22 protein-coding genes are annotated in these 20,609 nt (G+C 69.6%); 6 read left to right on the plus strand and 16 right to left on the minus strand.

All coding sequences use genetic code 11. The features are described from left to right. Positions 1 to 139 precede the first annotated feature (139 nt). The 8 genes from cmoB to CHC02_RS10860 all read right to left on the minus strand — a co-directional run bounded on the left by cmoB (position 140) and on the right by CHC02_RS10860 (position 8,400). Positions 140 to 1,108: a tRNA 5-methoxyuridine(34)/uridine 5-oxyacetic acid(34) synthase CmoB gene (cmoB, locus tag CHC02_RS10825; protein WP_089391476.1), complete on the minus strand. Its 969-nt coding sequence runs from the start codon at positions 1,106 to 1,108 to the stop codon at positions 140 to 142. Next, on the minus strand, positions 1,105 to 1,845 hold the full coding sequence (cmoA, locus tag CHC02_RS10830; protein WP_089391477.1) for a carboxy-S-adenosyl-L-methionine synthase CmoA: 741 nt from the start codon (positions 1,843 to 1,845) through the stop codon (positions 1,105 to 1,107). Before cmoA ends, cmoB begins: the two co-directional genes overlap by 4 nt. 117 nt (positions 1,846 to 1,962) lie before the next feature. After that, positions 1,963 to 2,535, minus strand: a complete 573-nt coding sequence (locus CHC02_RS10835) for a hypothetical protein (protein WP_089391478.1) — start codon at positions 2,533 to 2,535, stop codon at positions 1,963 to 1,965. A gap of 86 nt (positions 2,536 to 2,621) precedes the next feature. Beyond that, a complete protein-coding gene (locus CHC02_RS10840; protein ID WP_089391479.1) occupies positions 2,622 to 3,371 on the minus strand; it encodes a substrate-binding periplasmic protein in 750 nt (249 codons plus the stop codon). 7 nt (positions 3,372 to 3,378) lie between these two features. Beyond that, complete coding sequence (locus CHC02_RS10845; RefSeq protein WP_089391480.1) at positions 3,379 to 4,041, minus strand: lysoplasmalogenase; 663 nt, start codon at positions 4,039 to 4,041, stop codon at positions 3,379 to 3,381. A gap of 97 nt (positions 4,042 to 4,138) precedes the next feature. Continuing rightward, positions 4,139 to 4,534: a protease inhibitor I42 family protein gene (locus CHC02_RS10850; protein ID WP_089391481.1), complete on the minus strand. Its 396-nt coding sequence runs from the start codon at positions 4,532 to 4,534 to the stop codon at positions 4,139 to 4,141. A 604-nt stretch (positions 4,535 to 5,138) separates the two neighbouring features. Further along, positions 5,139 to 7,538, minus strand: coding sequence for an endopeptidase La (gene lon / locus CHC02_RS10855; protein ID WP_089391482.1), 2,400 nt, complete (start codon positions 7,536 to 7,538; stop codon positions 5,139 to 5,141). Between the two features lie 55 nt (positions 7,539 to 7,593). Continuing rightward, positions 7,594 to 8,400 (minus strand): AraC family transcriptional regulator, encoded by an 807-nt coding sequence (locus tag CHC02_RS10860; protein ID WP_089391483.1) that lies wholly within the window; start codon positions 8,398 to 8,400, stop codon positions 7,594 to 7,596. An 81-nt stretch (positions 8,401 to 8,481) separates the two neighbouring features. Here CHC02_RS10860 and CHC02_RS10865 point away from each other — a divergent pair, with 81 nt between their 5' ends. Both CHC02_RS10865 and CHC02_RS10870 read left to right on the plus strand, forming a co-directional pair. Continuing rightward, positions 8,482 to 9,372: an ATP-binding protein gene (locus CHC02_RS10865; protein WP_089391484.1), complete on the plus strand. Its 891-nt coding sequence runs from the start codon at positions 8,482 to 8,484 to the stop codon at positions 9,370 to 9,372. A gap of 66 nt (positions 9,373 to 9,438) precedes the next feature. After that, complete coding sequence (locus CHC02_RS10870; protein ID WP_089391485.1) at positions 9,439 to 10,188, plus strand: AraC family transcriptional regulator; 750 nt, start codon at positions 9,439 to 9,441, stop codon at positions 10,186 to 10,188. Between the two features lie 9 nt (positions 10,189 to 10,197). On the opposite strand, the gene CHC02_RS10875 is transcribed toward CHC02_RS10870, so the two are convergent. Genes CHC02_RS10875 through CHC02_RS10885 form a run of 3 tightly spaced genes read right to left on the minus strand, consistent with a single transcriptional unit; the run spans position 10,198 to position 12,208 of the window. Next, positions 10,198 to 10,506: a hypothetical protein gene (locus tag CHC02_RS10875; protein WP_089391486.1), complete on the minus strand. Its 309-nt coding sequence runs from the start codon at positions 10,504 to 10,506 to the stop codon at positions 10,198 to 10,200. Beyond that, positions 10,503 to 11,033, minus strand: coding sequence for a thiamine pyrophosphate-binding protein (locus CHC02_RS10880; protein WP_089391487.1), 531 nt, complete (start codon positions 11,031 to 11,033; stop codon positions 10,503 to 10,505). Before CHC02_RS10880 ends, CHC02_RS10875 begins: the two co-directional genes overlap by 4 nt. Positions 11,034 to 11,038: 5 nt before the next feature. Further along, on the minus strand, positions 11,039 to 12,208 hold the full coding sequence (locus tag CHC02_RS10885; RefSeq protein WP_089391488.1) for a PepSY-associated TM helix domain-containing protein: 1,170 nt from the start codon (positions 12,206 to 12,208) through the stop codon (positions 11,039 to 11,041). A 197-nt stretch (positions 12,209 to 12,405) separates the two neighbouring features. On the opposite strand from CHC02_RS10885, the gene CHC02_RS10890 reads away from it, so the two are divergent. From CHC02_RS10890 to CHC02_RS10905, 4 genes are all read left to right on the plus strand, one after another. Beyond that, positions 12,406 to 12,738: a ferric uptake regulator family protein gene (locus CHC02_RS10890; RefSeq protein WP_244160898.1), complete on the plus strand. Its 333-nt coding sequence runs from the start codon at positions 12,406 to 12,408 to the stop codon at positions 12,736 to 12,738. A 96-nt stretch (positions 12,739 to 12,834) separates the two neighbouring features. After that, positions 12,835 to 13,941, plus strand: coding sequence for an NADH:flavin oxidoreductase/NADH oxidase (locus CHC02_RS10895; protein ID WP_089391489.1), 1,107 nt, complete (start codon positions 12,835 to 12,837; stop codon positions 13,939 to 13,941). A 135-nt stretch (positions 13,942 to 14,076) separates the two neighbouring features. Then, positions 14,077 to 14,406, plus strand: a complete 330-nt coding sequence (locus CHC02_RS10900) for a hypothetical protein (protein WP_089391490.1) — start codon at positions 14,077 to 14,079, stop codon at positions 14,404 to 14,406. 77 nt (positions 14,407 to 14,483) lie between these two features. Further along, positions 14,484 to 15,521 (plus strand): zinc-dependent alcohol dehydrogenase family protein, encoded by a 1,038-nt coding sequence (locus CHC02_RS10905; RefSeq protein WP_089391491.1) that lies wholly within the window; start codon positions 14,484 to 14,486, stop codon positions 15,519 to 15,521. Positions 15,522 to 15,798: 277 nt separating this feature from the next. Here the strand turns inward: CHC02_RS10905 and CHC02_RS10910 are convergent, their stop codons facing one another. The 5 genes from CHC02_RS10910 to CHC02_RS10930 form a co-directional block, all read right to left on the minus strand. After that, positions 15,799 to 16,275: an ester cyclase gene (locus CHC02_RS10910; protein WP_089391492.1), complete on the minus strand. Its 477-nt coding sequence runs from the start codon at positions 16,273 to 16,275 to the stop codon at positions 15,799 to 15,801. A gap of 40 nt (positions 16,276 to 16,315) precedes the next feature. Beyond that, positions 16,316 to 17,740 (minus strand): gamma-aminobutyraldehyde dehydrogenase, encoded by a 1,425-nt coding sequence (locus CHC02_RS10915; protein WP_089391493.1) that lies wholly within the window; start codon positions 17,738 to 17,740, stop codon positions 16,316 to 16,318. 86 nt (positions 17,741 to 17,826) lie between these two features. Further along, positions 17,827 to 18,633, minus strand: a complete 807-nt coding sequence (locus tag CHC02_RS10920) for an ABC transporter permease (RefSeq protein ID WP_089391494.1) — start codon at positions 18,631 to 18,633, stop codon at positions 17,827 to 17,829. After that, positions 18,623 to 19,573 carry an ABC transporter permease gene (locus CHC02_RS10925; protein WP_425262381.1) on the minus strand — a complete coding sequence of 317 codons (951 nt, stop codon included), beginning with the start codon at positions 19,571 to 19,573 and terminating at the stop codon, positions 18,623 to 18,625. The genes CHC02_RS10920 and CHC02_RS10925 overlap by 11 nt, the downstream gene beginning before the upstream one ends. Position 19,574: 1 nt before the next feature. After that, entirely contained in the window at positions 19,575 to 20,603 is a 1,029-nt protein-coding gene (locus CHC02_RS10930) for an ABC transporter ATP-binding protein (protein ID WP_089391495.1), read from the minus strand. Between the last annotated feature and the right edge of the window lie 6 nt (positions 20,604 to 20,609).

The following is a 20,609-nucleotide window of genomic DNA, read 5'->3' on the forward strand; positions in this document are numbered from 1 at the left end:
CGTCGCTTCCGCGCCGGGGCATCGGCGGATAACCGCGAACGGTTATGCGCCCTACGGCCCGGGCTACCCCTGTAGGAGCGGGCCCTGCCCGCGATTCGCGCGCAGGGCGCGCTCCTACATGGGGGCGGCGCGCGCCGGCCTAGGGCTTGCGCGCCACCAGGGTGGCGCGCAGCGGCGCCGGCAGGCCTTCGATGGTGCGGCTGGGGTCGTGCGGGTCGAGGAATTCCGGCAGCGACTGGTAGCGCATCCACTGGGTGGAACGCTGTTCCTCCACCGTGGTGCGGCTCTGGTCGACGCAGCGCACGTCGGCGAAGCCGGCGCGGCGCAGCCACAGCTCCAGGGCCGCCACCGAGGGCAGGAACCAGACGTTGCGCATCTGCGCGTAGCGGTCCTCCGGCACCAGCACGGTGGTGGTGTCGCCTTCCACCACCAGGGTTTCCAGCACCAGCTCGCCGCCGCGGCGCAGGCAGTCCTTGAGCGCGAAGAGGTGGTCGATGGGCGAGCGGCGGTGGTAGAGCACGCCCATGGAGAACACCGTGTCGAAGCCTTCCAGCTTCTCCGGCAGCTCCTCCAGGGTGAGCGGCAGGTGCCAGGCCGGCAGGTCCGGCAGGTAGCGCTTCATGGCCAGGAACTGGCAGAAGAACAGCCAGTTCGGGTCCACCCCCACCACGCTGCGGGCGCCGGCGCCGAGCATGCGCCACTGGTAGTAGCCGTTGCCGCAGCCGACGTCGAGGATGCGCTTGCCGGCCAGGTCCAGGTGCGGCGAGACGCGCTCCCATTTCCAGTCCGAACGCCACTCGGTATCGATGTGCACGCCGAACACGTCGAAGGGGCCCTTGCGCCAGGGGATCAGCCCTTGCAGGGCGGTCTTCAGCGCGGCGCGGGTGGCGTCGTCGCAGGGGCCTTCCAGGGCGAAGCGGCTGGCCAGCTCGACGCTTTCGGCGCGCAGCCCGGGCAACTGGTCGACGGCGGCCAGCCAGCGCTCCAGGTCGCCGTGGCCATCCTCCACCTTGGCCGCGAGCTGCGCGGCGAGGGACTCGCTCCAGGCTTGCAGGGGCGTGCCGGCCAGTTCCCGGCGCAGGTCGTCGAGGGCGAAGCGTTCGATCATGGCAGGGCGACCAGCGAGGCGAAGTTCAGGCACTGGAACCACGGCACCACCCTGGAGAAGCCGGCCCGGGCCAGGCGTTCGCGGTGCTCGTCCAGGGTGTCCGGGCGCATCACGTTCTCGATGGCGGTGCGTTTCTGGGCGATTTCCAGTTCGCTGTAGCCGTTGGCGCGCTTGAAGTCCAGGTGCAGTTCGTTCAGCAGTTCCTGCTCGGCGGCATCGCTGAAGCGCAGCTTCTCCGAGAGGATCAGCGCGCCGCCGGGCAGCAGGGCCTGGCGGATGCGCTGCAGCAGCTCCAGGCGCTTGCCGGGTTCGATGAACTGCAGGGTGAAGTTCATGGCCACCAGTGAGCAGGGCTGCAAGTCCAGGCGCAGGATGTCCGCCTCCAGCAGGTCCGCCGGCAGCAGTTCCTGGTACATGGCGTCCTGGGCGCTGAGGTATTCGCGGCAGCGCGCCAGCATGGCGGCGGAGTTGTCCACCCCCAGCACCCGGCAGCCGTCGGCCCTGACGTGGCGGCGCAACGCCTGGGTCACCGCGCCCAGCGAGCAGCCCAGGTCGTAGATCAGGCTGTGCGGCTGGGCGAAGCGGGCGCCGAGCACGCCGATGTTCTCGACGATGGTCGGGTAGCCCGGCACCGAGCGCTTGATCATGTCCGGGAAGACGCGCGCCACGTCCTCGTTGAAGGTGAAGTCGGCGACGTGTTCCAGGGGTTGGGCGAAGATGCGGTCAGACTCGCTCACGCGGTGGGGCCTCGGTACGGGTGGTGCGGACGGCCGGCGCCTGCCTGAGGCGCCGGGGTGCGCATTGTAGCCGAGCGGGGCGCGGCGCCCCAACCTCCGGGCGACGAGCCCGGCGCTTCACTTGAGCTTGTCGGAGAAGTATTCGCCGGCGCCCTGCAGCGGGCCCAGGGGGTTCTTCTTGTCTTCCACGCGGCGGATGTTCGGCTCGCCGTTGCTGACCTTGTGCACCACCACGTCGTCGATCAGCACGAACACCGGGCGGAACGACCAGCCCTGGACCTGGCGGCGCTTGCGGAAGTTGAACATGTCGGCCCAGAAGCTGCCGATGCGCTGGCTGTCGGTCTTGTTGAAGTCGAAGGAGTAGCCGATGCAGCGGTCCTTGGCCTGCAGGCAGGTCACCAGGCCGTCGGGCAGGTAGTCGATGGGGATGTTCGGCTGCACGAAGAGCAGGCGCACGTCGATGAACGAGAGCATCTTGGCGTTGCCCTGGGTCAGCGGGTCGAAGCCCAGGCTGAGCAGTTGCGAGCGCGTGGTCCTGCCCGGCACCACCTGTTCGTAGCGGTGCTCGGCGTCCTGGTAGTCGATGAAGGGAGACTGCACCTCGGCGCGTTCGCTGGGCAGCAGGCTGCCGCAGGCGGAAAGCATCGCACAGGTTCCAAGCATCCCCAGCAGACGGACTTCAGCACGCATGAAACCTCTCCCTTCGATACTCCCCGGTATTTGATCTATAGACGATGGCGGCTGCGCCTGCCGGACTTTTCTGCAGGGCGAATGTGTCAGTCGACGGAGACCAGGTATTCGCGCATCAGCGGTGCCCAGGCGTCGTCCTCGCGGAGCCGCCGCAGGCCCTCGTCGAGCTGCGCCAGGCGTGCGTCGGCGTCCTTCAGGTGCGGGCTCAGGGCGACGTACATCGGCCGCGGGCTGGGCAGTTCCCCTGCGCTGCGGACCTGACCGTCGAGGCCCTGGCGCCTGAGGTAGCGGTCGACGATGCGGCGGTCCTCGACCACCACGTCTACGCGGCCCAGCAGCAGCTTCTGCAGGTTGCGTTCGAGCACGCGCTCGCCGCTGAGGACCTGCACCCGCTCGTGGTCGTGCAGGTTGCGGTCGCGCCACGTGTCCAGTTGCTCGCCATAGGAATAGCCCTGCACCAGGCCGACGGCGAGCCCATCCAGGGAGGCCGGGCCGCGGTAGCGCCAGTCGCTGTCGGCGCGGGTGTAGAGGTGCATGTCCGCCCAGGCGATGGGCTCGCGGCCGATCAGCAGCCCCTGGCTTTCCTCGGCGTAGGCGCCGATCACCCCGTCGATCAGGCCTTCGCGGGCCATCTGCAGGGCCCGCGACCAGGGCAGGTTCTCGAACTGCGGCGGCTCGGGCAGGGCCTGGCCCAGGCCTTCGAGCAGGTAGCCGGGTTGCTCCGGCGTCTGCGGGCACAGGTAGGGGCACCAGTCGTCGCCGCCCAGGCGCAGCGGCTCGGCGGTGGCGCCCAGGGCAGCTGCGCAGCACAGGGCGGTGAGGAGGGAGCGCAGCATGTCGTCCTCAGGCGGCGGGGTTCGCCTGGGAGTATGGCAGAGGCGTACGGCGCGCACTAACCGAGGCGGCGATGCCCCACTGGCCGAGCCAGTAGCAGAGCATGATGGCGTAGCCGGCGCCGGCGAAGGGCGAGACGAAGCGGTTGATGCCGATCATGCCGTCGGAGACCACGAACAGCAGGGCGCCGATAGCGGCCAGCCGCGCGCTGGGCGAGGCCTGCGGCAGGCGGGCCAGGGCGCGCCAGAGCATGCTGGCGATCACCAGGCTGTACAGCGCGATGGGCAGGCGCAGCGGCCCCAGGCCCTGCTGGTCGAGCAGCAGGAACAGCCCGCCGCCGAGCACCGCGGCGCAGGCCAGGGCCAGGGGTGCCGGGCGCCGCGTCTCGCCCAGGTAGGCGGCGAGGTAGGCCAGGTGAGCGAGGAGGAAGGCGCACAGGCCGGGCACGAAGGCATCGAGCGGCCATTCCAGCAGCACGTCGCCGAGCAGCGACAGCGCCAGGCCAAGGGCGATCCAGCGGCGGTAAGGGGTTGCCGGCGAGGCGCCGACCCAGCCCAGCAGGGCGATGATCGGCAGCGGCTTGCACAGCATGCGCAGCCAGGGCAGGTCGAGGGCGATGCCCAGCAGGCAGGCGAGGCCGCCGAGGACGGCCAGGGGCAAGAGCCAGCGCATCTGTCGATTCTCCGCGGGAAGATGCGCCGACTGTGCCGCAGCCGTTGCCGCGGCCCTAGGCCGCGGACGTCAGTTCGGGTGGTATTTGGCGCCGCGCTCAGAGGACCTTGAGCGCGCAGTCGAAGGTGCGCTCGGGGGCGACGTCGGCCTCCCAGGGGCGGCGGTAGGCCAGTTGCAGGTGGTCCTCGCCGCTGGCGCTGACGCGGAAGCGCCAGGTGGATTCGCCGGCGCTGCCGACCAGGCCGCTGTCCTCGGGGTTGTTGTAGACCTCCGGGCCCAGGCTGGCCAGCACCCGGCCGGCGGGGTTGCGCACTTCCCAGCGGAAGCCGGTGGTGGGGTTGCTCGGCAGCATCAGCACCAGTTCCTGGCCCTGGTGCAGTTCCAGGGGCTTGCAGGCCTTGTCGTCCTCCAGGCTGACCACGGGGTCGGGCCGGCTGGCGCAGGCGGCAAGCAACAGCAGGGGCAGGGCGAGCAGGGGGCGGGGCGACGGCATGACGACTCCTCGGACGGTCCGGACAGCCGGGAGGATATCGCAAAGGTCCGCTGCGGTGGGGCCATGCATCCCCAAGGAACGGCGTGGGTGGGGGCTCTTCGTAGGAGCGAGCTGTGCCGGCCTGCGGCGTAGGAGCGGATCTCATCCGCGAATCGCGCCGGGATGTCCGGCCATCGCGGACAAGGTCCGCTCCTGCAGGAATGCCGTGCCTCGGGGCAACCTGTAGGAGCGGGCCCTGCCCGCGATTCGCGCGCAGGGCGCGCTCCTACAGTGGGAATGGCGTGGGTAGAGGGGAATCGCCGAGATGCTCTTTGTAGGAGCGAGCTTGCTCGCGAACCTGATGCCCCGCAGCGGAGTCTGTTCGCGAGCAAGCTCGCTCCTACGAGAAGCCGTGCCCGGCCTGCGGCGGAGCGGATCTCATCCGCGAATCGCGCCGGATCGTCCGGCTATCGCGGACAAGGTCCGCTCCACAGTTCCAGGGAAGCACGGTCGTAGGAGCGGACTCCGTCCGCGATTGGATTCACCGGCCACGCCGGACACCCCGGTGGCACGGCCAACGGCGGATAACGCCGTAGGCGTCATGCGCACTACGGGGGCAGCGGCCTCAGGCCGGGAACAGCACCTTGGCCACGTCGCCGTAGCGCCTGGCGAAGTGCACCGTCAGGCCTTCCTTGAGGTAGTCCGGCAGTTCCTCGAAGTCGCCGCGGTTGGCTTCCGGCAGGATCAGCTCGTGGATCTTCTGCCGGCGCGCCGCGATCACCTTCTCGCGCACGCCGCCGATGGGCAGCACCTGGCCGGTGAGGGTCAGCTCGCCGGTCATGGCCACGCCCTTCTTCGGCGCCTGGTTGCGCGCCAGGGACAGCAGGGCGCTGGCCATGGTGACGCCGGCGCTGGGGCCGTCCTTGGGCGTGGCGCCCTCGGGCACGTGCAGGTGGACGAAGGCCTGGTCGAAGAAATTGGCGTCGCCGCCGTACTTCTTCAGGTTGGCGGTGATGTAGCTGTAGGCGATTTCCGCCGACTCCTTCATCACGTCACCCAGTTGCCCGGTCAGCTTGAAGCCGCGGTTCAGCGTGTGGATGCGCGTCGCCTCGATGGGCAGGGTGGCGCCGCCCATGCTGGTCCAGGCCAGGCCGGTGATGACGCCGACGCCGGAAAGCAACTGCTCGGTGCGGAACACCGGCATGCCGAGGTAGCTCTCCAGGTCCTTGGCGCCGATCCTCAGCCTGGTCTCGGGGTCCTCCAGCAGCTTGACCACGGCCTTGCGCACCAGCTTGCCGAGCTGTTTCTCCAGCTGCCGCACCCCGGCCTCGCGGGCGTAGCCCTCGATCACCGCGCGCAGGGCGGCGTCGTTGATCGACAGGCGCTCCTTCGGCACCCCGGCCTTCTCCAGCTGCTTGGGCCACAGGTGGCGCTTGGCGATGGCCAGCTTCTCCTCGGCGATGTAGCCGGACAGGCGGATGACCTCCATGCGGTCGAGCAGCGGCCCGGGGATGGAGTCCAGGGTGTTGGCCGTGCAGACGAACAGCACCTTGGACAGGTCCAGGCGCAGGTCCAGGTAGTGGTCGAGGAACTCGACGTTCTGCTCCGGGTCGAGGGTTTCCAGCAGCGCCGAGGCCGGGTCGCCCTGGTAGCTGGCGCCGAGCTTGTCGATCTCGTCGAGCATGATCACCGGGTTCATCACCTCGACGTCCTTCAGCGCCTGCACCAGCTTGCCCGGCAGGGCGCCGATGTAGGTGCGGCGGTGGCCCTTGATCTCCGCCTCGTCGCGCATGCCGCCGACGCTGAAGCGGTAGAAGGGCCGGCCGAGGCTTTCGGCGATGGACTTGCCGATGCTGGTCTTGCCCACCCCGGGCGGGCCCACCAGCAACACGATGGAGCCGGCGATCTCGCCCTTGAAGGCGCCCACGGCGAGGAACTCGAGGATGCGGTCCTTGACGTCCTCCAGGCCCGCGTGGTGCTTGTCCAGCACCTTGCGCGCATGGGGCAGGCTGAGCTTGTCCTTGCCCAGCACGCCCCAGGGCACCGAGGTGGCCCAGTCCAGGTAGTTGCGGGTGACCGCGTATTCCGGCGAGCCGGTCTCCAGGATCGACAGCTTGTTCAGCTCCTCGTCGATGCGCTTGCGCGCCTGCTCGGGAAGGATCTTGCCTTCCAGGCGGGCGCGGAACTCGTCGGCGTCGGCGCTCTTGTCGTCCTTGGTGATGCCCAGCTCCTGCTGGATGGTCTTGAGCTGCTCCTTGAGGAAGAACTCGCGCTGGCGCTCGCCGATTTTGCGGTTGACCTCGGCCGACAGCTCCTTCTGCAGGCGCGCGACCTCGACCTCCTTGCGCAGCAGCGGCAGGACCTTCTCCATGCGCTTGAGCATCGGCACCGTGTCCAGCACTTCCTGCAGCTCGGTGCCGGGCGCGGTGGTCAGGGCCGCGGCGAAGTCGGTGAGCGGCGACGGATCGTTGGGGTTGAAGCGGTTCAGGTAGTTCTTCAGCTCCTCGCTGTACAGCGGGTTGAGCGGCAGCAGCTCCTTGATCGCGTTGATCAGCGCCATGCCGTAGGCCTTCACCTCGTCGCTGGCATCGCTGGGCGTGTGCGGGTAGTCGACCTCGACCAGGAAGGGCGGGCGGTGGCGCTTGATCCAGCCGCGGATGCGCACCCGCGACAGGCCCTGGGCGACGAACTGCAGCTTGCCGCCCTCGCGGCTGGCGTGGTGCACGCGCACCAGGGTGCCGTGCTCGGGCAGGCTGTCCGGGTCGAAGTGGCGCGGGTCGTCCGGCGGGTTGTCCATGAAGAACAGCGCCAGGCAGTGGTGGTCGGTCTTGGCCACCAGCTCCAGGGTTTCCGCCCAGGGTTCCTCGTTGACGATCACCGGCAGCACCTGCGCGGGGAAGAACGGGCGGTTGTGGATCGGGATGACGTAGACGGTGGTCGGCAGCTTCTGGCCGGGCAGCACGAGGCTGGTCGTGCTGACCTCCTCGGCGCTGTGGATGTCGTGGATCTCGTCGTGGTCGCTCATGAGGCACCTGACTGATTGAACATGACAGTCTAGATGGGGAATCGGCCGGCGACTTTCAATTCCCCGACGAGCGCGGCCTGTTGCCGGAGGTTTCCCGCGGCGCGCGCAGGAAGTCGATCGGCGGGCGGCCGAACTGGCGGCTGAACATGGCGCTGAAGGCGCTGGGCGTGGAATAGCCGACCTCCAGGGCCGCCTCCAGCACGCTGGCGCCGCTGCCCAGCAGCTCCAGGGCGCGCAGCAGGCGGGCCTGCTGGCGCCACTGGCCGAAGGTCAGCCCGGTGTCGCGCAGGAACCAGCGGCGCACCGTCTTGGTGTCGACCCCGGCCCGCGCGGCCCAGTCCTGGAGCCCGGCGTCCAGGCCCATGTCCCGGCACAGCCGGCGCAGGCGCGGCTCGTTGGGCAGCGGCAGGTGCAGCGGCAGCGCCGGCTCGCTGGTCAGCTCGTCCAGCAGCAGGCGCAGCACGCGGCCGTCGCGGCTGTCCGCCGGGGCCTCGCCGGCGATGCCCACGGCGGCCAGGATCAGTTCGCGCAGCAGCGGCGAGACGGCCAGCACCGTGCACTCGGCGGGCAGGTGCGGCGCGCTGCCCGGCTCGATGTAGAGGGTGCGCACGTGCACCTCGCCGACCATCCGCGTCCAGTGCTCGACGCCGGCGGGTATCCACAGGCCGCGGTTGTCCGGCACCACCCAGAGGCCGCTGGCGCTGCCCACCACCAGCACCCCGCGCACGGCGTAGAGCAGCTGCGCGCGCTGGTGGCTGTGGCTGGCCACCTGGTGGCCGTCGGCGTAGTCCAGGGCGACGGCGGTCACCGGATTGGCGGCGTGCTCGTCGCCGTGGATGGAGGGAATGTCCGCTTCTCGCATATCACCGCCCATTTTGCGTTAGACGGCCAGTCTCGCCGCTCACTAGCATCTTCGCCAATCCCCCTGCGTCCGGTTTTTCCCATGTCCGATTTCGCCAGTGCCCTGCAACCGCTCACCGAACAGCTCACCCGCATCGCCGACCTGCTGCAGCGCAGCCTGCCGCCGGAGCCGGCCCAGGCGCTGCAGCCGGAGGTGATCGCCTACCTCTGGGAATACCGCCCCCACGCCGGGGTGGCCCAGGCGCAGCTGACGCCGGTACAGGAGCCGGCGCTGATCGCCTTCGACGACCTGCGCAACGTCGACCGGCAGAAGGCCCTGGTCGAGCGCAACACCCGCCAGTTCGTCCAGGGCCGCCCGGCCAACAACCTGCTGCTCACCGGTGCCCGCGGCACTGGCAAGAGTTCGCTGGTGAAGGCCTGCCTGCACGCCTTCCACGCCGAGGGCCTGCGCCTGATCGAGGTGGACAAGGAGCACCTGGGCGACCTGCCGCGGATCATCGAGCTGGTGCGCCTGCGCCCGGAGCGCTTCATCCTGTTCTGCGACGACCTCTCCTTCGAGGACGGCGAGACCGGCTACAAGGGCCTGAAGACGGTGCTCGACGGCTCGGTGGCGGGGCAGGCCGGCAACGTGCTGATCTACGCCACCTCCAACCGCCGCCACCTGCTGGCCGAGCGCGCCGCGGACAACCTGGCCTTTTCCCGCGGCGACAACGGCGAACTGCACCCGGGCGAGGCGGTGGAGGAGAAAATCTCGCTGTCCGAGCGTTTCGGCCTGTGGATTTCCTTCTACGCCTTCAGCCAGGACGAGTACCTGGAGGCGGTGGCGCGCTGGCTGCAGTCCCACGGTCTGGGCCAGGAGGCCATCGAGGCCAGCCGCGCCGAGGCGATCCGCTGGGCCACCCACCGCGGCTCGCGCTCCGGGCGCATCGCCGCGCAGTTCGCCCGCGACTACGCCGGGCGCCAGGCGCCCTGACCGGCGTGGCTGGGCAGGGGCGCGCAACTTCGCTAGAGTGCGGGAAACCCTCGTACGCCCCTGCCGATGCTGCACGCCCGTCTCGCTCACCTGCCCGAGCAGTCCCACGCCCATGACCACGAGCATCACCAACTGGTGCTGGCCCTGGCCGGCCGCGCCGAGTTCGAGGTCGACGGGCGCGGCGGCGAGGTCTGCCGCATGCGCGCCTGCCTGGTGCCGGGCGACGCCCGGCATGCCTTCGCCGGCACCGGCGACAACCGCATGCTGATCCTCGACCTGCCGCCGCAGGGCGTGTCGGACGAGGACCGCGAGTTGCTGGCCCGGCTGTTCGAGGCGCCGCGCTACCCGACGCTGGATGCCGACTTCCAGAACCTGCTCGGCTACGCCGGCGCGGAACTGGCGCGCTACGGCAGCGACCCGCTGCTGGCCAGGGCGTTGGGCGGCGTGCTGCTGCGCGCCCTGCACCTGCGCCTGTTCGGCGAGACGCCGCGGCCCGCCACCGGCCCGCTGGACATGCAGCGCCTGGACGGGCACATCCGCAGCCACCTGGCGCGGCGCATCACGGTGGCCGAACTGGCCCAGGTGGCCTGCCTGAGCCCCAGCCATTTCCACGCCCAGTTCAAGGACAGCGTCGGCCTGACGCCGCACCAGTACCTGCTCAAGCAGCGCCTGGACGCCGCCGCGCGCCTGCTGCGCGAGACCGACCTGGCGCTGGTGCGGGTGGCGGAGGAGTGCGGCTTCTCCAGCCAGAGCGCCCTGACCACGGCGATGCGCCGCTACCTGGGGCTCACCCCCGGGGCCCTGCGCCGCGGCTGAACGCCCGCCTCAGGGGCCGGCGATGTCGCGGGAGTCGACCTCGGCGCGGTAGCCGGGGCCGACGTCGAAGAGCACGAAGTAGGGCACCGCCGGACGCTGGAAGGTCAGGCTGGAGTCGGCGCCCAGGCGTTCTTCCAGCAGCGTCTGGCCGTCGTGGCCGAGGACGCGCAGCTTCACCCCCGGCGCCTGGCTGCCGTCGCTGAAGCCGCCCAGGCAGCGGATGCGCTCGGCGTCCAGGGCCTTGCATTCGAGGAAGGGCGCGTGGGCCAGGGCCAGCGGGCTCAGGCCCAGCAGCAGGAGGGGCAACAGGGCTTTCATCGGGACGCTCCTTGGCGGTCGAGCCAGGCCACCAGCGACGGGGAGGCCTCGGCGAGGGGCAGGCTGGCCTGGTGCACGCCGCCGTCCCAGGCTTCGACGGTCAGCCACAGCTGGTCGTCGGCGCGGGCGCGCGGCGGCACCGCCACTTCGGTGAACTGCTGGTAGGGGCTGCCGCTGAGCAGCGCGCCGGGGGCGCTCAGGCTGTAGGGCCGGCCGATGCGCAGGTAGGCCGCGCGGATGCGCTGCTCGCAGCCCTGGCACCAGGCCAGGGTGAAGGCCTTGAGGTGGCCGGCGCGGCCTTCGTCCTCGGGGTCGCCGACTTCCCACTCGGCCAGGCGGGCGCGCCAGGGGCCGACCTGCAGCTCGCCGACCTCGCGCTCGCCCAGGCCGGTGAGGCCGCGGTCGACGCGGGCCTCGTGGAGGAACGCCGGCAGGTAGCCGAGGGGGATCAGCACCAGCAGGGCGCTGAGGTGGAAGCGCCAGCGCAGCCAGTGGCGGCGCAGGCGCGAAGGTTTACGTCCGGGCATGGCGTTCACTCCGTGAGGGCCGCGGTGCGCTGCGGGGCGCGTTGCTTCTTCAACTGCTTGGCGGTGGCCAGCAGGGTGCGCTTGCTCCAGATCTGCAGGCCGCTGAGTACCATCAGGCTGAGCAGCAGGCCGAAGGCGAACCAGATCAGCTTCACCCACAGCCCGCCGAAGTCGCCCACGTGCAGCGGGCGCATGGATTCGCTGAAGAACTCCAGGCCGCTGCGGTCGCCCAGGCGCCGGGTGGCGGCCAGGCTGCCGTCGTAGGGGTTGACCTGGGCGCGCTCGAACAGCAGCGGGAACCAGCCGTGGCCGAGCAGGCCGATGGGCGCGAAGGCGTCGCCCGGCAGCGCCAGGTAGCGCGGCTCGAAGCCGGGGATCTCGCGCTGCGCGACGGCCACGGCCTGGTCCAGGCCGATGCGCGGCGGCGGGCCGCCGTCGACGCCGGGCGGTACCTGCTCGGGCTGGATGATGGCCGGCACGCCCTCGCTGGAGATGGAAATGGCGTTGTCGTAGAGCACCGCCTGGACCAGGAACCAGGTGCCGCTGACGGCGATCACCGCGATGAACCAGATCGACCAGATGCCGGCCAGGCGGTGGACGTCGCCCCAGAAGATGCGCGCGCCCTGGTTCAGGCGCAGGCGCGGCTTGAGGAAGCCGCGCCAGAAGCGCTTGTACACCACCAGCCCGGTGACCAGCGAGGCCAGCATCGGCAGGCCCAGCAGCGTCACCAGGTACCAGCCCCAGCTGTAGCCGTGGCTGAAGGGCACCAGCCACCAGCCGTGCAGGGCGCGGGTGAAGTTGCGGAAGTCGAACAGCGGCGCCTCGCCCTGGATGGCGCCGCTGTACGGGTTGACGTAGAGGGTGGCGTTGCGCGCTTCCGGGTAGCTGACCTGGGCTTCCACGGCGAAGTGCTCTTCGCTCGGCACCCGCAGGCCCTGCACGTGGGCCTGCGGCTGCTGGCGCTGGACGGCGGCCAGCAGGGCGTCGTAGCCCAGGCGCGGGGCGTCGCCCGGCGGCGCGTTGGCGCGGATGGCCGGGTTGGCCAGCCAGACGATCTCCTGGCTGACGGTGGCCAGGGTGCCGGTGATGCACACCAGGAAGACGAAGAACCAGATGGGCAAGGCCAGCCAGCTGTGGACCAGGAACCAGTTCCTGGCGCGGGATTTCTTGGACATGGGGGGCTTCGGGCTTTACACGCGGGGAAGGGCCTCGCGCTCGGCGAGGGATTCTATGGAGTAGGACGGGTGAGAAGGAAAAACCGGCAATGGGGCTTTGCAAGAAATTGTTTCGTCGCCTCGGTTGCCGGTTTTGCCCCGCTCGTTCGTCTTCTATAGGAGAAAGCCGCAATGGCGGCCCGGAAAAGGACCCTTTCGTGACCCTCCATCATCGCTTCCCCGACGCGGCCGCCGGCGGCCGGCCCGAAGTCCCGCCGCTGGCGCTGCGCCGCGAGCTGCGCCCGGCGCGCAAGCTGCTCGAACTGGCCGGCCTGCGTTGCAGCCTGCCGCGCCTGAAGGTGCTGGACGTGCTCTGCGCCGGCGGTTTCTACAGCGTTTCGGCGCTGCACCAGCGCCTGCTGGACGAAGCCGCGCCCATCTCGCCCAACTGCGTGCGCCAGACCCTGCGGCGCCTGCACGCCAGCGGTGTGCTGCGCCGCGATGCGCAGCGCCGCTACGGCCTGGAGCCAGAGCTGCCGGCGCCGGGCTGAAGGGGTCGCGGACGAACGATTGGCGTGTCGGCCGGCCAACCCGGTCTACAGTTGAAGTGTCGATCATTCGTTGAAAGAACCTGAGGGAGTGTAGCCATGAGCCAGCTGTTCGAGCCCCTGACCCTGCGCCAACTGACCTTGCCCAACCGCATCGGCGTTTCCCCCATGTGCCAGTACTCGGCCGAGGACGGCCTGGCCAACGACTGGCACCTGGTGCACCTGGGCAGCCGCGCCGTGGGCGGCGCCGGCCTGGTCATAGTGGAGGCCACCGCGGTGGTCCCGGAGGGGCGCATCACCGACCGCGACCTGGGCCTGTGGAAGGACGAGCAGGTCGAGCCCCTGCGGCGCATCACCCGCTTCATCGAATCCCAGGGGGCAGTGGCCGGCATCCAGCTGGCTCATGCCGGGCGCAAGGCCAGCACCTATGCGCCCTGGCTGGGCAAGCCGGGCAGCATGCCGGTGGCCGAGGGCGGCTGGGTGCCGGTGGCGCCGTCGGCCATCCCCTTCGACCCCAAGCACACCACCCCCGCTGCGCTGAGCGAAGAGCAGATGGCCGAAGTCACCCAGGCCTTCGTCCGCGCCGCCGAGCGCGCCCTGGTGGCCGGCTTCAAGGTGGTGGAGGTGCACGCGGCCCACGGCTACCTGCTGCACCAGTTCCTCTCGCCGCTGTCCAACCAGCGCCGCGACCAGTACGGCGGCTGCTTCGAGAACCGCATCCGCTACCTGCTGGAAGTGACCCAGGCGGTGCGCGAGGTATGGCCCGAGGAACTGCCGCTGCTGGTGCGCCTGTCGGCCACCGACTGGGTGGAGGACGGCTGGAACCCCGACGAGACGGTGGAACTGGCCCGGCGCCTGAAGGGCCTGGGCGTGGACCTGATCGACGTGTCTTCCGGCGGCACCGCGGTGAACGCCGAGATCCCGGTGGGCCCGGGCTACCAGACGCAGTTCGCCGAGCGCGTGCGCAAGGAGGCCGAGATCGCCAGCAGCACCGTGGGCATGATCACCGAGCCGGTGCAGGCCGAGCACATCCTGCGCACCGGCCAGGCCGACCTGATCCTGCTGGCCCGCGAGCTGTTGCGCGAGCCCTACTGGCCGCTCAACGCCGCCGACGAGCTGGGCGGCCAGCAGGTGCCCTGGCCGCCGCAGTACCTGCGCGCGGCCCAGCGCGGCACGCCGGCGCGCAAGCCCCTGGGCGAGGCCTGAGGCCGTGGCGCGCCGCCCGTCGGGCGGCGCGCCGGGGCTTGCCGCAACGAAATGTGAAATGGATCGCATGCAGGCCTTTTGCTGCTATGCTTCGCCGCGACGCGTCAGGACGACGCATTCCCCACAGGTAGACGCATGGACGCACACACCTCACCCTCTGCCGTGCCGGAGTCGGAGATCGCCCTGCTGGCGAACATCCTGGCCCTGGCGACGCGCAACATGTCCGCCCTCAGCACTCTGATCGGCCAGCTGTCCCTGGAGCTGGGCCGCAGCGCCGACCCGCACCTGCAGCAGGTCGGCCAGCGCGCGCTGAACGACATCACCCGGCTGGCCGGCGACCTGGAGACCCAGTGGGAGCTGATCGGCAGCCTGGCGCGCTTCTGCCCGCTGCTCAAGCGCAGCCAGCTCAAGCCCGAACCGCTGCTGACGGAAATCCACATCACCGAGTTGCCCACCGCCGAATGAGCCTTTGATCGGGATCAGGCCCTGGCCGCCGGGGCGGGACTAGCCTGTCCGGACCATTCCCCGAAAGGAGCCCGGCCATGAAAGCCCTGGTCTATTGCGGTGTCGGCGACATCGCCCTGGAAGAGCGCCCCGACCCCACCCTGCAGGCCCCGGGCGATGCGGTGGTGCGCCTGGTCCGCACCACCCTGTGCGGCACCGACCTGCACATCATCAAGGGCGACGTGCCGGCCTGCAGACCCGGGCGCATCCTCGGCCACGAGGGCGTCGGGGTGGTCGAGCAGGTCGGCTCGGCGGTCAGCCAGTTCAAGCCCGGCGACCGCGTGCTCATCTCCTGCATCAGCGCCTGCGGCAAGTGCGACTTCTGCCGCCGGGGCATGACCTCGCACTGCCGCACCGGCGGCTGGATACTCGGCCACCTGATCGACGGCACCCAGGCCGAGAAGGTGCGCATCCCCCATGCCGACACCAGCCTCTACCACCTGCCCGCCGGGGTGGACGAGGAGGCCATGGTGATGCTCAGCGACATCCTCCCCACCGGCTTCGAGTGCGGCGTGCTCAACGGCCGCGTGCAGCCCGGCGGCAACGTCGCCATCGTCGGCGCCGGCCCGGTGGGCCTGGCCGCGCTGCTCACCGCGCAGTTCTACTCGCCGGCGCGGATCATCATGATCGACCTGGACGACAACCGCCTGGAGGTGGCCAGGGGCTTCGGCGCCACCGACTGCTTCAACGCCGGCGACCCGCAGTTGCTGGAGAGGGTCCGCGCGCTGACCGACGGCCTGGGCGTGGACAGCGCGGTGGAGGCGGTGGGCGTGCCCAGCACCTTCAGCCTGTGCGAGGAACTGATCGCCCCCGGCGGCGACATCGCCGTGCTCGGCGTGCACGGGGTGCCGGTGCAGTTGCACCTGGAACGCCTGTGGTCGCACAACATCACCCTGCGCACCCGCCTGGTGGACGCGGTGACCACGCCGATGCTGCTCAAGAGCGTGCAGGCCGGCAAGCTGCAGCCCGAGCAGCTGATCACCCACCGCTTCGCCCTGGGCGACATCCTCCAGGCCTACGAGACCTTCGGCAAGGCGGCGCAGAACAAGGCGTTGAAGGTGATCATCGAGGTTTGATGGCGGGGGGCTTTTCGTATTTTCGTAGGAGCGAGCTTGCTCGCGAACCGTGCATTCCTGCGATGTTGGCGTGATGGTTTGACTCCGCTCCCTCTCCCCAACCCTCTCCCTGAAGGGAGAGGGGGCTGTCCGTGCCAGTGGGAATGGGCGGTGCTCGCCGGCGAGCATCGATGTTGCGCTTCAAACCGTAAGGCTCCCTCTCCCTTCGGAGCGGGGCGCGCAGCCAGGGCGGGGGGAGAGGGCTGGTGGGCATAGCACCAACAGCCCCAGGCCAGCCTTACCACCCCAACTGCTTATGCAACCCCATGGCGTCGTAATAGTCCCCCTGGTACACGATCTTGCCGTCCTTGACCTTCACGTAGCTCACGCCGTCGAACGACAGCGGCTTGTTGGTCGCCGGGGTCTGGGCGTCCCAGGCGCCGGTGTTGGTGCCGCTGAAGGTCCACTGGAAGGCGATGCCGTCCTTGCTGACGATGGGCGTGCCGTTCATCTTCCACTTCAGGTCCGGCACGGCGCCGACGAAGACCTTGATGACGTTGTCGCGCGCGGCCTCGCGGCCCTTCTGCGGGGTGCCGACGGTGACGTCGAAGTACTCCGCGTCCTTGGCCAGGTAGCCGGCGGCCTTCTCGGCATCGTGGGCGTTCCACGCGGCCATGTAGGCGTCGACTATCTGTTTAGGGCTCTCCGCGGCCTGGGCCAGGCCGGCGAGGGTGAACAGCGACAGCAGGTAGAGCGCTCTGACGAGGTGACGCATGCTTGCCTCCGTTGCGGGCGCGCCCGCGGGGTTGTGGGCCTCAGTGCTTGAACATCACGTGGCGGACGGCGGTGTAGTCCTCCAGCCCGTACATGGACATGTCCTTGCCGTAGCCGGAATGCTTCACGCCGCCGTGGGGCATTTCGCTGACCAGCATGAAGTGAGTGTTGACCCAGGTGCAGCCGTACTGCAGGCGGGCCGCCAGGCGGTGGGCGCGGCCGACGTCGCGGGTCCACACCGAGCTGGCCAGGCCGTAGTCGGAGTCGTTGGCCCAGGCCAGGGCCTGCGCCTCGTCGTCGAACTCGGTGACCGAGACCACCGGGCCGAATATTTCGCGGCGCACCACTTCGTCGTCCTGGCGGGCGCCGGCCAGCACGGTCGGCTCGAAAAAGAAGCCGGGGCGGTCGGCGCGCTTGCCGCCGGTGACCACCTGGATGTGCGGCACCTGGCGGGCGCGCTCGACGAAGCCTTCGACGCGCTGCAGGTGCTGCTCGGTGATCAGCGGGCCGAGCTCGGTGTCCGGGTCGTCCTGCTCGCCGTAGCGGATGCTGCCGACGGCTTCGCCCAGCTTCTGCACGAACCTGGCGTACACGCCCTTCTGCGCATAGATGCGGCAGGCGGCGGTGCAGTCCTGCCCGGCGTTGTAGAAGCCGAAGGTGCGGATGCCTTCCACGGCGGCGTCGATGTCGGCGTCGTCGAAGATGATCACCGGGGCCTTGCCGCCCAGCTCCATGTGCATGCGCTTAACGGTGTCGGCGGTGCCGGCGATGATGCGGCTGCCGGTGGCCACCGAGCCGGTCAGCGAGACCATGCGCACCTTCGGGTGGGTGGTCAGCGGCTCGCCGACGCTCGGGCCGCGGCCGAAGACCATGTTGACCACGCCGGCGGGGAAGATTTCGGCGATCAGCTCAGCCAGGCGCAGGGCGGTCAGCGGCGTCTGCTCGGAGGGCTTGAGCACCACGGTGTTGCCGGCGGCCAGGGCCGGGCCCAGCTTCCAGGCGGCCATCATCAGCGGGTAGTTCCAGGGCGCGATGGAGGCCACCACGCCCACCGGGTCGCGGCGGATCATCGAGGTGTGGCCTGGCAGGTACTCGCCCGCGGCCGAACCCTGCAGCACGCGGCTGGCGCCGGCGAAGAAGCGGAACACGTCGGCGATGGCCGGCAGTTCGTCGTTCAGCGCGGCGCTGTAGGGCTTGCCGCAGTTGCTGGATTCCAGGCGGGCCAGCTCCTCGGCGTTGGCATCGATGGCATCGGCCAGTTTCAGCAGCAGCAGCGAGCGGTCCTTGGGCGCGCTCTGCGACCAGCTGTCGAAGGCGGCGTCGGCGGCTTCCACCGCGGCGTTGACCTGGGCCGGAGAGGCCTCGGCGATCTCCACCAGGGGGGTGCCCAGGGACGGGTTGAGCACGGCGAGCTTCTCGCCTTCGCCAGCGACCAGTTGGCCGTTGATCAGCAGTTTGGTTTGCATTGGTAAGTCCTCTCGTTCAGGGCTTGCAGATAGTCGTCGGTGTTTCTTTTATGGGGCCGCCGCTTGCGGCAGTCCTGAGGGGGTCTCTACTTCCCGCTCCCCGCCACGCCCTCGCCACCCTTGGTCAGGTAGTAGGCGCCGAGGATCGGCAGCATGGTCACCAGCATCACCAGCATGGCCACCACGTTGGTCACCGGCACGTCGCGCGGGCGCGTCAGCTGGTTGAGCAGCCAGATCGGCAGGGTGCGCTCGTGGCCGGCGGTGAAGGTGGTGACGATGATCTCGTCGAAGGACAGCGCGAAGGCCAGCATGCCGCCGGCCAGCAGCGCCGAGCCGAGGTTCGGCAGGATCACGTGGCGGAAGGTCTGCCAGCCGTCGGCGCCCAGGTCCATGGAGGCCTCGATCAGGCTGTGGGAGGTGCGGCGGAAACGCGCTATCACGTTGTTGTAGACGATCACCACGCAGAAGGTCGCGTGGCCGATGACGATGGTCAGGAAGCCCGGCTCGATGCCGAGGGTCTTGAACGCCGACAGCAGCGCGATGCCGGTGATGATGCCGGGCAGGGCGATGGGCAGGATCAGCATCAGCGAAATGCCTTCCTTGCCGAAGAAGTCGCGGCGGTACAGCGCGGCCGCGGCCAGGGTGCCCAGGAGCATGGCGATCAGGGTGGCGACGCAGGCGATCTTCAGCGACAGGGTGATCGACTCCAGCACGTCCTGGCGGGCGAAGGCGACGCTGAACCAGTGCAGGGTGAAGCCCTGGGGCGGGAAGCTGAACGCGGCGTCCTCGGTGTTGAAGGCGTACAGGAAGATGATCAGGATCGGGAAGTGCAGGAACACCAGCCCGCCCCAGGCGGCCGCTTTCAGGCCCCAGGAAGCTTTGTCAGAGTGCATCGAAGGCCCCCAGGCGTTTGACGATGGACAGGTACAGGGCGATCAGCACGATGGGCACCAGGGTGAAGGCGGCGGCCATCGGCATGTTGCCGATCGCGCCCTGCTGGGCGTAGACCATGCTGCCGATGAAGTAGCCCGGCGGGCCCACCAGCTGCGGCACGATGAAGTCGCCCAGGGTCAGGCTGAAGGTGAAGATCGAGCCGGCGGCGATGCCCGGGATCGACAGTGGCAGGATGACCTGGAAGAAGGTCTGCCGCGGGTGCGCGCCGAGGTCCGCCGAGGCCTGCAGCAGCGACGGCGGCAGGCGCTCCAGGGAGGCCTGGATGGGCAGGATCATGAACGGCAGCCAGATGTACACGAACACCAGGAAGCGTCCCAGGTGCGAGGTGGACAGGGTGTTGCCGCCCACGCCGGGCACGTCCATCAGCAGGTCCAGCAGCCATTGCAGGCCGAGGTGGTGCACGAACCACATGGCCACCCCGCCCTTGGCCAGCAGCAGGGTCCAGGCATAGGCCTTGACGATGTAGCTGGCCCACATCGGCATCATCACCGCGATGTAGAAGAAGGCCTTGGTCTTGCCGCTGGTATAGCGCGCCATGTAGTAGGCGATGGGGAAGGCCACCACGCCGCTGGCGATGGACACGGCCACCGCCATCAGCACCGTGCGCTGGATGATGTCGAAGTTGGCCGGGGTGAACAGGGCGGCGAAGTTGGCCCAGGTCAGGTCCGGCGTCACCGTCATGGTGAAGTCGTCGAAGGTATAGAAGCCCTGCCACATCAGGGTCAGCAGCGAACCCAGGTAGATGGCGCCGAACCACAGCAGCGGCGGCACCAGCAGCAGCGAGAGGTACAGCGTCGGCTTGCGGTACAGCAGGTTGGACAGGCGCCGCAGCGGGCCGTTGCCGGCCGTAGGCGCCTGCGCATTCATCGTCAGCTCCATCTCAGGCGCCCTCGTTCAGCGCCACCATGGCCTCGCGCGCCCAGCGCGCGGTCACGCGCTGCCCCGGCTGGTGGGCGACGGCGGCGGCGTCCCACTGGCTGTTGGCCTGGCTCAGGCAGAGGTTCTGGCCGTTGTCCAGGCGGATTTCGTAGCGGGTGGCGGCGCCCTGGTACTGGATGTCGTGCAGCAGGCCGCTGATCTCCAGGTCGCAGGCCGCGCGCTCGCCGCTGGCGAAGCGGATGTGCTCGGGGCGGATGGAGAGCGGCTGGGCGTTGCCGGTGAGCTGTTGGGCGAGGTCGCCGCGCAGCACGTTGGAGGTGCCGACGAACTCGGCGACGAAGGGCGTGGCCGGCTTCATGTAGAGGTTGCGCGGGGTGTCCACCTGCTCGATGCGGCCCTTGTTGAACACCGCCACGCGGTCGGACATCGACAGCGCTTCGCCCTGGTCATGGGTGACGAAAATGAAGGTGATGCCCAGCTGGCGCTGCAGCTTCTTCAGCTCGCTCTGCATCTGCTCGCGCAGCTTCAGGTCCAGCGCGCCCAGGGGTTCGTCCAGCAGCAGCACGCGCGGGCGGTTGACCAGGGCGCGGGCCAGGGCCACGCGCTGGCGCTGGCCGCCGGACAGCTGCACCGGCTTGCGGCCGCCGTAGCCGCCCAGGGCGACCATGCCCAGGGCCTCTTCGGCGCGCTTCAGACGCTCGGCCTTGGCCACGCCCTTGACCTTGAGGCCATAGGCGACGTTGTCCAGCACGTTCATGTGCGGGAACAGCGCGTAGTCCTGGAACACCGTGTTGACGTCGCGCTCGTAGGGCGGCAGCCCGGCGGCTTCCTGGCCATGGATGCGGATGGAGCCGGAGGAGGGTTGCTCGAACCCGGCGATCAGCCGCAGGCAGGTGGTCTTGCCGGAACCCGAGGGGCCGAGCATGGAGAAGAACTCGCCGTCCTTGATGTCGATGGACACCCGGTCGACGGCTTTCACCTCGCCGAACTGGCGGGAGACCTGGGTGAATTGAACAGCGGGGGTGGTCATGGGGCA

The organism is Pseudomonas delhiensis, from assembly GCF_900187975.1.
GTDB lineage: Bacteria > Pseudomonadota > Gammaproteobacteria > Pseudomonadales > Pseudomonadaceae > Pseudomonas > Pseudomonas delhiensis.